We start from the raw sequence: 12,336 nt of genomic DNA on the forward strand, positions 1-12,336 counted from the left end.
TTCGTCGCGCCTCTTCCGGCCGCGTGTCGTCTCCCTCGTCCCCTCGCTGACCGAGGCGGTGGCGAGGACGCTCCCCGGAACCCTCGTCGGGGCCACCGCCTGGTGCAGTCGTCCGCGGGGGCTGGACGTCGTCCGGATCGGCGGTACGAAGAACCCGGACGTGGACGGGATCATCGGACTCGGCCCGGACCTGGTGCTCGCCAACGAGGAGGAGAACCGCGCGCCCGACCTCGACGCCCTCCGCGCGGCCGGTCTGGACGTGCTGGTCACCGAGGTGCGGAGCGTGCCGCAGGCCGTCGCCGAGCTGGACCGGGTGCTCACCGCGTGCGGCGCGGCGGGCCGGCCCGGCTGGCTGGACGAGGCGGAGCGGACCTGGACGGCCCTGCCCGGACCGGCCCGGCGCGAGACGGCGGTCGTACCGGTCTGGCGGCGCCCCTGGATGGTCCTCGGGCGGGACACCTTCGCCGGTGACGTCCTCGCCCGCCTCGGCGTGGACCACCTGTATGCCCACCACCCCGAGCGCTATCCCCGCGTCCCCCTGGACGAGCTGCGCGCCCGGCAGCCTGACCTGGTGGTCCTGCCCGACGAGCCGTACCGCTTCACCGCCGACGACGGCCCCGAGGCTTTCTCGGGGCTGCCCTGCGCCCTGGTCAGCGGACGGCATCTGACCTGGTACGGCCCGTCCCTGACGGAGGCGCCGCGGGTGCTGGCCGCGGCGCTGGGAGCAGCTCGCCGCTGAGCAGGCCGCGCACGGTGCCGCGGGCCGCCGCGAGCCAGGCCGCCACCAGGACGCCGTACAGACCGGCCGCCAGGGCGTCGTACACCGCGAGACCGGTGTGCCGGGCGAGCGTGGCGGCCCCGGTGACACAGGTCCCCACCGGGAAGGTGAAGGCCCACCAGGTCAGCGTGAAGCCCATGCCCCGCCGCCCGGCCCGCACCACGTGCGCGGTGGCGAGCGCCAGCCACAGCAGCGCGAACCCCATGACGGGCACCCCGTACAGCACCGCGAGGACGGCGAGGCCGCGGTCGTAGGGCGCCGCGACGACGCCGGGAGCGGCGTCCGCGATCAGCCCGACGGCGGTGGTGGACTGTCCGAGCGGGCCGAGGACCAGGAACAGCGCCGGGGTCAGCGCGAGCGGCAGCGGCCCGGTGGTGATCAGCCGGGCGAAGACCAGCGGCAGCGTCAGCAGCACGGCCAGCAGGCTCAGCCCGAACAGCGCGAGGCAGGCCAGCAGCAGGGTCGCCCGGGGCTGTCCCGGCGGCAGACGCGGCACCAGGAGCGGACCGGCCGAGGCCGACACCATGGGCGCCACCAGCGGCAGCAGCCACACCGGGGAGGCCTGGCCGGCATCGACCCGGTGCCGTACGGCCATCAGGTACGGCACCGCCACGGCGGCCCCGAGCCCGGCCGCCGTACCGGCGGTGAACAGCACGGCGTCCAGCGCGACGGCCGTACGCGTGCCGATCAGCTCCCGGCCGGCCGTCAGGGCGCCGGTGCCCACCGCGAGCAGCGCCATGGCCAGGCAGCCGTAGAAGGGGGCGACGGCCGGGTCGAGGAGATGGGCGCGGGCCTGGTCGCGGTGGTGGCTCCAGTGCAGGGCCCGGGCGGTCAGCAGGGCCGTCAGCAGGAGCAGGGACAGCGCCCAGACGGCCGCGAAGACGGCGCGTGCCCCGTGCGCCGGGCCGGGCAGCGCGGCTCCGGCCGTGCCGACGATCGCGGTGCCCATCACGGAGGCGTACCAGTTCGGGCCCAGGTGACGGAGCCGGGCGGTGCGGGGGAGGGACAGGGGCTGGGCTGCGGTGACCATGCGTCCAAGATCCCGCCGACCGGCCCCCGGGACCAGGAGTCACGGGCCTATGAGGACATAAGCTGGTCTTATGACCGAGGAGAAGGGGCGGCACACGCAACCGCTGGCGCACCGGGTGCCGGACCTCGCCGCGCTGGAGCTGCTGCTCGCGGTGGCACGGCTGGGCAGTCTGGGCGCGGCGGCGCGCGAGGTCGGCATCACCCAGCCGGCCGCCAGCAGCCGCATCCGTTCCATGGAACGGCAGCTGGGCGTGGCCCTGGTCGACCGCTCGCCGCGCGGCTCCCGGCTCACCGACGCCGGCGCCCTGGTCACGGACTGGGCCCGGCGGGTCGTGGAGGCGGCGGCGGCCTTCGACGCGGGCGCGCGGGCGCTGCGGGACCGGCGGGACTCACGGCTCCGGGTCGCGGCGAGCATGACCATCGCCGAGTACCTGCTGCCCGGCTGGCTGCTCGCGCTGCACGCCGGGCGGCCCGACACGGCGGTCTCGCTGCTCGCCGGGAACTCGGCGAAGGTCGCGGAACTCCTGCTGGCCGGCGAGGCGGACCTGGGCTTCGTGGAGGGGCTGAGCGTGCCCACGGGCCTGGACTCCACGGTCATCGCCCGCGACCGGCTGATCGTCGTCACCGCGCCCGCCCACCCGTGGGCCCGCCGCCGACGGCCCCTGACGGCGGCGGAACTGGCCGCGACCCCGCTCATCCTCAGGGAGCGGGGCTCCGGCACCCGTCAGGTCCTGGACGCGGCCCTCGGCGGGCTGGCCCGCCCGCTGATCGAGCTGTCCTCCACGACGGCGGTGAAGGCGTCCGCCGTCAGCGGGGCGGGCCCCTCCGTCCTCAGCGAACTCGCGGTGGGGGAGGAGCTGGGGATGCGGCGCCTGGTCAGCATCCCGGTCGAGGGCGTCTCCCTCCGCCGCGACCTGAGAGCCGTGTGGCCGACCGGCCACCGCCCCACGGGCCCGGCCCGGGAACTGCTGTCCCTGACCCGGAACTGAAGCAGGGGGAGCGTAGAAGGGGTGCGGGGAACTGCGCGACCGGCCACGACGCAGCGCACCGGACGGAGGGCCCCCACAGCGGCGCTCAGCCCGCGGCAGCGACCAGCGCCGCCATCACCCGCGGGTCCTCGCCCATCTCCGGATGCCACTGCACCCCCAGCGCCCACCCCCGCTCCGCCGGCAGCTCCACGGCCTCCACCGTGCCGTCCGCCGCGTAGGCCGACGGGACCAGCCCCTCGCCGAGCCGTTCCACCGCCTGGTGGTGATACGTCGGCACCGTCACCTCCTCCGGCACGATGCCGGCGTACAACGTCCCCGGCACCGGCTTCACCGGGTGCTCACCGAACGCGCCGACCACCTCGGCGTGCCCGTCCAGGTGCTGGACGAGGGTGCCGCCGAGGGCCACGTTCAGCAGCTGCATGCCCCGGCACACCCCGAGCAGCGGCACGCCCGCCGACAGCGCCGCGTCGATCAGGGCCAGCTCCCAGGCGTCGCGCTCCGGTGCGGGCGGACCCGTGCGCGGCGAACGCCCGGCGCCGTACCGGGCCGGGTCGACGTCCGGGCCGCCCGCGACGACCAGCCCGTCGAGCCGGGCCACCGCCGCCCCGGCGTGCTCCGGCGCGTCCGGCGGCAGCAGCGCGGCCAGCCCGCCGGCCCGCTGCACCAGCCGTGGATAGCCGGCCGGCAGCAGCACCGCGTCCAGCTCCCACACCCCCCAGCGCACGCCGGACTCCAGGTACGTGCTCACACCGATCAGCGGCCGTACGGCCATGCTGCCCTCCTCGGTTTCAAAGGTTCAGTGGAGAACCTTTCTGGAATGCCCTTCCACGGCGGACTCACGCCAGGAAACCCCGCAGCAGCGCCGCCGTACCCGCGCAGTGCTCGCGCGCGATCTCCCGCGCCCCGTCCGCGTCCCCGTCCAGCACCGCCTCCACCAGCGCGGTGTGCTGGCGCTGGGAGTGCTCCAGGTTGCGCACCAGCAGCGGGATGCGGTCCAGCAGGTCGTTGACCGTGGCCCGCACCGCCGCGTACTGCGCGGTCAGCGACGGCGAACCGCACAGCCCGGCCAGCGTCAGGTGCAGCAGCGTGTCCGCCCGGCGGTAGTCCGTCAGCGGGGCCTCGTGCGTGCGGTCCAGCGCCTCCCGCAGCCGCCGCGCCCGCTCCGGCGCCAGCCCGTGCGCCGCGCACAGCCCGGCCGCGCCGACCTCCAGCACCTCACGGAAGCGCAGCACGTCCTCGATGTCGACCTCGGCGATCCGGCGCCGCAGCCCGTCCTCGCCGCCGCCGTCCGGCCGGGGCAGTACGAACGTTCCGCCGTACCGCCCGCGCCGCGCCTCCACCAGCCCCTGGTCCTGGAGCACCTTCAGCACCTCGCGCAGCGTCACCCGGCTGACCCCGAGCCGTTCCGCCAGCTCCCGCTCGGCCGGCAGCCGCCCGCCCGCCGGCACCAGCCCGAGCCGCACCACCTGGAGGATCTGCTCCAGCGCCTCCTCGAAGCCGTTGCCCGCCCGCACCGGCCGCAGCACCGGGGCGAGCCGGTCGACCACCCCTCGCACATCCGTCTCCCGCGACATCCGGGCGCACCCCCTTCCCAAGCAATGGTTCGCGGCAATACCTTATGGCTCCCGGCCCGGCCGAAGAAGCGCGATGGCGCCGAAGGAGGCTTCCCCGTGGCAGACCGCACACCCCCGCTCAGCGTCGAGGAACTGCACGCCCTGGTCGCGGGCGGCGAGATCGACACGGTCGTCCTGGCCTTCCCCGACATGCAGGGACGCCTCCAGGGCAAGCGGTTCGCCGCCCGCTTCTTCCTCGACGAGGTCCTGCACCACGGCACCGAGGGCTGCAACTACCTGCTCGCCGTGGACACCGAGATGAACACCGTCGACGGCTACGCGATGTCCTCCTGGGAACGCGGCTACGGCGACTTCGCCCTGCACCCGGACCCGTCCACCCTGCGCCGCGTCCCCTGGCACCCCGGCACCGCGCTCCTCATCGCCGACCTCGCCTGGAACGACGGCTCCCCGGTCGCCGCCGCCCCCCGCCAGATCCTGCGCCGCCAGCTCCGGCGGCTCGCCGAGCACGGCTACACCGCCCAGGTCGGCACCGAGCTGGAGTTCATCGTCTTCAAGAACAGCTACGAGCAGGCGTGGGACGCGAACTACCGGGGCCTGACCCCGGCCAACCAGTACAACATCGACTACTCCGTCCTCGGCACCGGCCGCATCGAACCCCTGCTGCGCCGGCTGCGCAACGACATGGCCGGCGCCGGCCTCACCGTCGAGTCCGCCAAGGGCGAGTGCAACCCCGGCCAGCACGAGATCGTCTTCCGCTACGACGAGGCCCTGCGCACCTGCGACCAGCACGCCCTGTACAAGACCGGCGCCAAGGAGATCGCCGCCCAGGAAGGCGTCTCGATCACCTTCATGGCCAAGTACAACGAGCGCGAGGGCAACTCCTGCCACATCCACCTCTCGCTCGCCGACGCCGACGGCACCAACGCGATGGCCGGACCCGACGGCATGTCCGAGGTGATGCGGCACTTCCTCGCCGGACAGCTCGCCGCGCTGCGCGACTTCTCCCTGCTGTACGCCCCCAACATCAACTCCTACAAGCGGTTCCAGCCGGGCTCCTTCGCCCCCACCGCCGTCGCCTGGGGCCACGACAACCGCACCTGCGCCCTGCGCGTCGTCGGCCACGGCCGCTCCCTGCGCTTCGAGAACCGCCTCCCCGGCGGCGACGTGAACCCCCACCTCGCCGTCGCGGGGCTCGTCGCGGCGGGCCTGTACGGCATCGAGCACAAGCTGGAGCTGCCCGAGCCCTGCCCCGGCAACGCCTACACCGCCGGCTACGCGCAGGTGCCGACCACCCTGCGCGAGGCCGCCGAGCTGTGGGAGAACAGCCCGATCGCCGCGGCGGCGTTCGGCGACGAGGTCGTCGCCCACTACCGCAACATGGCGCGCGTCGAGCAGGAGGCCTTCGATGCCGCGGTCACCGACTGGGAGCTGCGCCGCTCCTTCGAACGCCTGTGAAAGGTCACCCCGTGCCCGACCCGACCGAGCTGACCGTCCTCGACCCCGCCACCGAGGAGACCGTCGCCACCGTCCCCGCCGCCACCGCCGGGGACGTGGACACCGCCGTCGTACGCGCCGCCCGCGCCCAGACCCGCTGGGCCGCCCTCGCCCCCGCCGACCGGGCCCGGCTGCTGCGCCGCTTCGCCGACGTGGTCGACGCCCACACCGAGGAACTCGCCCAGCTGGAGGTCCGCGAGGCCGGCCACACCGTCGCGAACGCCCGCTGGGAGGCCGGCAACGCCCGCGACCTGCTCCTGTACGCCGCCGGCGGCGCCGAACGCCTCACCGGCAAGCAGATCCCCGTCCCCGGCGGCTGGGACGTCACCTTCCAGGAGCCGCTGGGCGTCATCGGCGTCATCGCCCCCTGGAACTTCCCCATGCCGATCGCCGCCTGGGGCTCCTTCCCGGCGCTCGCCGCCGGGAACGCGGTCCTCCTCAAGCCCGCCGAGACCACCCCGCTCACCGCGCTCCGCCTCGCCGGACTGGCCCTGGAGGCGGGCCTGCCCGAGCACCTCTTCCAGGTGCTGCCCGGCCACGGCGACACCGCCGGACGCGCCCTGGTCGACCACCCGGACGTCGCCAAGATCGTGTTCACCGGCTCCACCCGCACCGGCCGCGAGGTCATGGAGCGCTGCGCCCGCCTGGTCAAACCGGTCACCCTCGAACTCGGCGGGAAGAGCCCCAACGTCGTCTTCGCCGACGCCGACCTCAAGGCCGCCCTCGACCCCTTCTCCTTCCTGGACAACGCCGGCCAGGACTGCTGCGCCCGCACCCGCGTCCTGGTCCAGGAGACGGTGCTGGACGAGGCCCGCGCCCTCCTCGCCGACGCCCTGGCCGCCGTGGTCGTGGGCGACCCGGCCGACGAGAGGACCCAGATGGGCCCGCTCATCTCCGGCCGGCAGCTCGAGCGCGTACGGTCCTACGTCCCCGACGACGCCCCGGCCCTGCGCGGCAAGGCCCCCGACGGCCCCGGCTTCTGGTTCCCGCCGACCGTGCTCACCGGCGAGCGGCACGACAGCCCGGCGGCCCGCGAGGAGATCTTCGGCCCGGTCGCCGTCCTGCTGCCCTTCACCGACGAGCAGGACGCGATCCGCCTCGCCAACGACACCCCCTACGGCCTGTCCGGCTCCATCTGGACCCGGGACGTGGGCCGCGCCCTGCGCGTGTCCCAGGCCGTCCGCGCGGGCAACCTGTCCGTCAACTCCCACTCCAGCGTCCGCTACTGGACCCCGTTCGGCGGCTACAAGCAGTCCGGCCTCGGCCGGGAACTCGGCCCCGACGCCCTGACCGCCTTCACCGAGACCAAGAACGTCTTCCTCAGCACGGAGGTCCCCGCACCGTGACCGACAACAGCGTGACCGACACCCACGTCTGCCGCCGCCTGGCCGGCCGTACCGCCGTCGTCACCGGAGCCGGCAGCGGCATCGGACTCGCCAGCGCCCGACGCCTCGCCTCCGAAGGCGCCCACGTCGTCTGCGCGGACGTGGACGAGGCGCGCGGCAAGGCCGCCGCCGACGAGATCGGCGGGCTCTTCGTGAAGACCGACGTCACCGACCCCGAGCAGGTCGAGGCGCTGTTCAAGGCCGCGTACGACACCTACGGCAGCATCGACGTCGCCTTCAACAACGCCGGCATCTCCCCGCCCGACGACGACTCCATCCTGGAGACCGGGCTGGACGCCTGGAAGCGGGTCCAGGAGGTCAACCTGACCTCCGTCTACCTGTGCTGCAAGGCCGCCCTGCCCTACATGCGGCGCCAGGGCAGGGGCTCCATCATCAACACCGCGTCCTTCGTGGCGCGGATGGGCGCGGCCACGTCCCAGATCTCCTACACGGCCTCCAAGGGCGGCGTCCTCGCCATGTCCCGCGAACTGGGCGTGCAGTTCGCCCGGGAGGGCATCCGGGTCAACGCGCTGTGCCCCGGCCCGGTCAACACCCCGCTGCTCCAGGAGCTGTTCGCCAAGGACCCGGAGCGGGCCGCGCGCCGGCTCGTCCACATCCCGCTCGGCCGGTTCGCCGAGGCCGAGGAGATCGCCGCCGCCGTCGCCTTCCTGGCCAGCGACGACTCCTCCTTCGTCAACGCCACCGACTTCCTGGTCGACGGAGGGATCGCCGGCGCGTACGTCACGCCCCTGTAGGACGGCTCAGAGGAACGTCCGCCCCTCGCCCCGGTAGGTGGGCACCGCGGCGGTCACCGTGTCCCCCTCGACCAGGTGCAGGGTGTCGAACCGCTCGCACAGCTCGCCCGCCTTGGCGTGGCGGAACCACACCTTGTCGCCGATGAGCAGATCGTCGGCGGGCGAGCCGAGCAGCGGGGTCTGCACCTCGCCGGGGCCCTCCTGCGGGTCGTACCGCAGCCCCTCCGGCAGGTACGGCACCGGCAGCCGGTCGGGGCCGGCGGCGCCGGAGGCCGGGTAGCCGCCGCCGAGCACGGTGACGACGCCCACGCCGGGCCGCCGGACCACCGGCTGCGCGAAGAGGGCGGCCGGACGGGCGGAGAAGGACGTGTAGTTGTCGAACAGGCGCGGCACGTACAGCCCCGAGCCGGCCGCGATCTCCGTCACCGCGTCCTCGGCGGCGGTGTGCTGCACGCTGCCGGTGCCGCCGCCGTTGACGAACTCCAGGTCCGGGGCCACCGCCCGGACCGCCCGGACGACATCGGCCCGCCGCTCGGCCAGCTCCCGCCGGGCGGTGGCCTGCATCAGCCGGATCGCCCGCGAGCGCAGGGGCCGCCCGGCGACCGCGTCCCCGACCCCGGCGATGTGCCCCTCGTACGCCATGATCCCCACCAGCCGGAAACCCGGCCGCCGGGCCACGGACCGGGCCAGCTCGGCGAGTTGGGCGGGGGAGTGCAGCGGCGAACGCCGTGCCCCGACCCGGACCCGGCCGCCCAGCAGCCTCAGCGAGGTGTCCAGCTCCAGGCACACCCGCACCACTTCGCGTCCGCCGTCGCGGGCCGCGTCGATGAGAGCGAGCTGCGCCGGATCGTCGATCATCACGGTGACCGCACCGGCGAGCTTGGGATCGGCGGCCAGTTCGGCGAACCGGGCCCGGTCCGCCGACGGATAGGCCAGCAGGATGTCCTCGAACCCCGAACGCGCGAGCCACAGCGACTCGTCCAGGGTGAACGACATGATGCCCTGGAAGCCGTCCCTGGCCAGCACGCGTTCCAGCAGGGCCCGGCAGCGGACGGACTTGCTGGCGACCCGCACGGGCTTGCCTCCGGCACGGCGGACCAGGTCGTCCGCGTTGGCGTCGAAGGCGTCCAGGTCCACGATCGCGAGAGGGGCGTCGAGATGGGCGGTGGCCCGGTCGTAACGGGCCCGGTCGGCGGCGCGCGCAGTCATGACGGAAGCGTGCCAGACAGGATTACCGCAGGGTAGGGGACGTTCCGGGCAGATGCCCCGGGCTCGTGGACTGGTTCTCCCTCCCTCCCGGACAACCCGTAGAGTGACGCGCACGTACGGCGGAACCCGCCCGGTCACCGGCTGAACCGGGATGCCGGTCCGGCCGTACGGGTATGCGTGCCCGGAAGGAGCTTCCACACCGGGCGGCCGAGCAGTGGACCGGCCCGCGTACGAGGAGACGGCCCGGGCACGAGGAAACGGGGGGTGCATGAGCACGGGAGCCCGCCACGCCCCGGTCCCGCGACGCCCGTCGACCCCCCCGGGGCCTCCGGCCCAGCGCCCGCCGGCGCGGCCGGACGAGGACCCCGAAGAGGAGCCGTCGGTCTTCACCCCGCGCGGTGCGCGGCCCGCACCCGAAGCGGTCCCGCACGCACACCGCCCGCGCCCCTCGGCCGTACCCGACGCACCCGCCCCCCTGAGCCCGCCCCCGCCGCCCGCCTCGGCCCGGTTCCCCGACAGCCCACCGGCCGCGAACCCCAGCGGCGCACCGGCTCCGGCGGGTCCGACCGGTCCGGCGGCTGCGAGGGGGCTGACGGCTCCGGATGCCCGGGTGGGTTCGGCGGGTTCGGCGGCCCCGGTGGAGACGGCGAGCCCGGCCGAGACGGCCACGGAGACCGGCACCGTCCGGCTCCGCCCGGGCAGGGACCCCGGAGGACGGGGCACCCCGGCAGCAATCCCGTCGGAGACGACGGCACGGCTGCGCCCGATCCGCCCGGCAACGTCACCGGCGCCGGTGTCCCCGACGCCGCCGGTGTCCTCGCGTACGCCGGATACCCCGCGTAGTCCGTCACCCGGCCCCGGACACCCCGGCTCGGCCCCCAGCGCGCCCACCGGTTCGGCTCCGGCCGGCTCCGTGGGTGCGCCCGGGGCCCGCCGTACCGCCGACGTGTCCGCGCCCGGGCAGGCGGAGGGCGCTCGCGCTGGGGTCGTTCCCCCGCCCGGCCGGGGAGACGACCGGGCCGGGGCCTGGAGTCCCCTGGGTTCCGGTTCCGCTCACCCCGTGCGTTCCGCGCCCGACCCCGCTCACTCCTGGGGGGCCGGAAGCGACGGGCGGCCGTTCGTGTCGTTCGGGGAGCCCGAACGGTTCGGGGAGCGGACGCGTCCCCGTGTCGGGGCCCGCACCGTCGCCGCCGCTGCCTGCGTCGTGCTCGGGCTCGGACTCATCGGCGGTGCCGCGACCGGGAGCTGGCTCACCGGTGCGGACGGCGCGGGCGGCGCCGGGAACGCCTTCGGCACCGCCCGGACCCTCTGGCACAGCGTGCCCGTGGACGACCTGTTCCCGCGCACCGTCCAGGGCACGGGCGCGGGCCCCGGCGGCGCCGACCGCACCTGGACCCGGATCGCCGTCGCCCGGGACAGCGGCTGCGCCCACGCCTTCGACCCGCTGCTGCACAAGGCCCTCGCCCCCGTCGGCTGCCAGCGGCTGCTGCGCGCCACGTACACCGACGCCACCCAGACCTACGTCACCACCGTCGGACTGCTCTTCACCAAGGCCGACCCCGCCGCGATGTCCGCGCTCGCCGCCCGCTTCCGCGACGAACACCTCGACAGCCGCGCCGATCTGATGCCCCGGCCGTACGCCGCCGCCGGCACGGCCGCCGCCGGGTTCGGCGACCGGCAGCGGGCCTCGTGGACCGTCTCCGTGCTCACCGATGCCCCCGTCGTCGCCTACGCCGTCTCCGGCTGGGCCGACGGCCGTACCGTCGACGCCCCCCAGCCCGCCGCGGACGCCGTCCGCTCCGGCGCGACCACGGCACCGGCCCAGGCCGGCCTCGGCAACGAGGCCCAGGGCCTGGCCGACCGCGTCGAACGGCGCCTGCGCAAGACCGTCGGCACGGCCACGGAGAAGCCTTCATGAAGCACGCGGCCAGGCACGCCGCCGAGTCCGCCGCCAGGCACGCCGTCGAGCACGCCGCCCGGGCGGCGGTGAGCCTGCTGCTCGCCGTCCCCCTCGCCCTGCTGCCGTCCGCCGCCGCCCGCGCCGACGGCATCCGCGCCCAGCAGTGGGGCCTCACCGCCCTCCACCTGGACGAGGCCTGGCGGACCACCAAGGGCCGGGGCGTCACCGTCGCCGTCCTGGACACCGGTGTCGAGGCCGGCCACCCGGACCTCGCCGGCAACGTCCTGCCCGACAAGGACATGATCGGCTTCGGCTCCGGACCCGGCGACCGCACCTGGGCCCGGCACGGCACCGCCATGGCCGGGATCATCGCCGGGCACGGCCACGGCCCCGGCCGCACCGACGGCGTCGTCGGCGTCGCCCCCGAGGCGAAGATCCTGCCGGTCCGGGTGATCCTGGAGGACGGTGACCCGGCCCGCGCCAAGGCCCGCACCACCCGCGGCAACGCCCTCGCCGACGGCATCCGCTGGGCCGCCGACCACGGCGCCGACGTCATCAACCTCTCCCTCGGCGACGACTCGAACTCGGCCCATCCCGAACCCGGCGAGGACGAGGCGGTGCAGTACGCCCTGAGGAAGGGCGTGGTCGTCGTCGCCTCCGCGGGCAACGGCGGCGACAAGGGCGACCACGTCTCCTATCCGGCCGCGTACCCGGGCGTCATCGCCGCGACCGCCGTGGACAAGTACGGCACCCGCGCCGCCTTCTCCACCCGCCGCTGGTACGCGGCCGTGAGCGCGCCCGGCGTCGACGTCGTCATCGCCGACCCCGACCACAAGTACTACGCGGGCTGGGGCACGAGCGCCGCCTCGGCCTTCGTCTCCGGCGCGGCGGTCCTGATCAAGGCCGCCCACCCCGGCCTCTCCCCGGCCCAGGTCAAGAAGCTCCTGGAGGACACCGCGCGGGACGCCCCGGCCGGCGGCCGGGACGACTCCCGGGGCTTCGGCATGATCGACCCGGCGGCGGCCCTCAGGGCGGCCGCCCGCGTCCGACCCCGGGACCTTGAGGCCGCGTCCTACGGCGAGAAGTACTTCGGCGCCGGCCCGGACGCCCCCAGGGCCACGAGCGGCCCCTCCGACTGGGCGGCCCCGCTCGCGGGCGGCGCGGGCGGGGTCCTGCTGGTGGCCGGGGTGGTCCTGTGGCGGGGCCGCAGACACCCGGACTGA

11 protein-coding genes are annotated in these 12,336 nt (G+C 75.3%); 7 read left to right on the plus strand and 4 right to left on the minus strand.

Features of this window, described 5'->3' with window-relative positions; all coding sequences use genetic code 11:
• The first annotated feature begins 46 nt into the window (after positions 1-46).
• The gene (locus AB0947_RS15080) at positions 47-739 is read left to right on the plus strand and encodes a helical backbone metal receptor (protein ID WP_366750923.1); all 693 of its coding nucleotides are present in this window, start codon (positions 47-49) and stop codon (positions 737-739) included.
• On the opposite strand, the gene AB0947_RS15085 is transcribed toward AB0947_RS15080, so the two are convergent.
• Positions 651-1,808: a TDT family transporter gene (locus AB0947_RS15085; protein ID WP_366750781.1), complete on the minus strand. Its 1,158-nt coding sequence runs from the start codon at positions 1,806-1,808 to the stop codon at positions 651-653. The two genes, AB0947_RS15080 and AB0947_RS15085, sit on opposite strands and share 89 nt — an antisense overlap.
• Positions 1,809-1,878: 70 nt before the next feature.
• On the opposite strand from AB0947_RS15085, the gene AB0947_RS15090 reads away from it, so the two are divergent.
• Positions 1,879-2,796: a LysR family transcriptional regulator gene (locus AB0947_RS15090; protein ID WP_366750782.1), complete on the plus strand. Its 918-nt coding sequence runs from the start codon at positions 1,879-1,881 to the stop codon at positions 2,794-2,796.
• Positions 2,797-2,881: 85 nt separating this feature from the next.
• Here AB0947_RS15090 and AB0947_RS15095 read toward each other — a convergent pair whose 3' ends face one another.
• Together AB0947_RS15095 and AB0947_RS15100 are read right to left on the minus strand one after the other, a co-directional pair.
• Complete coding sequence (locus tag AB0947_RS15095) at positions 2,882-3,568, minus strand: gamma-glutamyl-gamma-aminobutyrate hydrolase family protein (RefSeq protein ID WP_366750783.1); 687 nt, start codon at positions 3,566-3,568, stop codon at positions 2,882-2,884.
• Between the two features lie 64 nt (positions 3,569-3,632).
• Positions 3,633-4,370, minus strand: coding sequence for an FCD domain-containing protein (locus AB0947_RS15100; RefSeq protein WP_366750784.1), 738 nt, complete (start codon positions 4,368-4,370; stop codon positions 3,633-3,635).
• Positions 4,371-4,466: 96 nt separating this feature from the next.
• Here AB0947_RS15100 and AB0947_RS15105 point away from each other — a divergent pair, with 96 nt between their 5' ends.
• From AB0947_RS15105 to AB0947_RS15115, 3 genes are read left to right on the plus strand one after another with little or no spacing between them, the layout of a single operon-like run.
• The gene (locus tag AB0947_RS15105) at positions 4,467-5,825 is read left to right on the plus strand and encodes a glutamine synthetase family protein (RefSeq protein WP_366750785.1); all 1,359 of its coding nucleotides are present in this window, start codon (positions 4,467-4,469) and stop codon (positions 5,823-5,825) included.
• An 11-nt stretch (positions 5,826-5,836) separates the two neighbouring features.
• On the plus strand, positions 5,837-7,210 hold the full coding sequence (locus AB0947_RS15110) for an aldehyde dehydrogenase family protein (protein WP_366750786.1): 1,374 nt from the start codon (positions 5,837-5,839) through the stop codon (positions 7,208-7,210).
• 11 nt (positions 7,211-7,221) lie between these two features.
• A complete protein-coding gene (locus AB0947_RS15115) occupies positions 7,222-8,004 on the plus strand; it encodes a 3-oxoacyl-ACP reductase (RefSeq protein WP_366750924.1) in 783 nt (260 codons plus the stop codon).
• 6 nt (positions 8,005-8,010) lie between these two features.
• Here the strand turns inward: AB0947_RS15115 and AB0947_RS15120 are convergent, their stop codons facing one another.
• The gene (locus AB0947_RS15120; RefSeq protein ID WP_366750787.1) at positions 8,011-9,213 is read right to left on the minus strand and encodes an amino acid deaminase/aldolase; all 1,203 of its coding nucleotides are present in this window, start codon (positions 9,211-9,213) and stop codon (positions 8,011-8,013) included.
• A 1,060-nt stretch (positions 9,214-10,273) separates the two neighbouring features.
• On the opposite strand from AB0947_RS15120, the gene AB0947_RS15125 reads away from it, so the two are divergent.
• Complete coding sequence (locus tag AB0947_RS15125) at positions 10,274-11,131, plus strand: hypothetical protein (RefSeq protein ID WP_366750788.1); 858 nt, start codon at positions 10,274-10,276, stop codon at positions 11,129-11,131.
• Complete coding sequence (gene mycP, locus AB0947_RS15130) at positions 11,128-12,336, plus strand: type VII secretion-associated serine protease mycosin (protein WP_366750789.1); 1,209 nt, start codon at positions 11,128-11,130, stop codon at positions 12,334-12,336. The genes AB0947_RS15125 and mycP overlap by 4 nt, the downstream gene beginning before the upstream one ends.

The sequence above is a fragment of the Streptomyces sp. NPDC047841 genome, assembly GCF_040704085.1.
Taxonomy (GTDB): domain Bacteria; phylum Actinomycetota; class Actinomycetes; order Streptomycetales; family Streptomycetaceae; genus Streptomyces; species Streptomyces argyrophylli.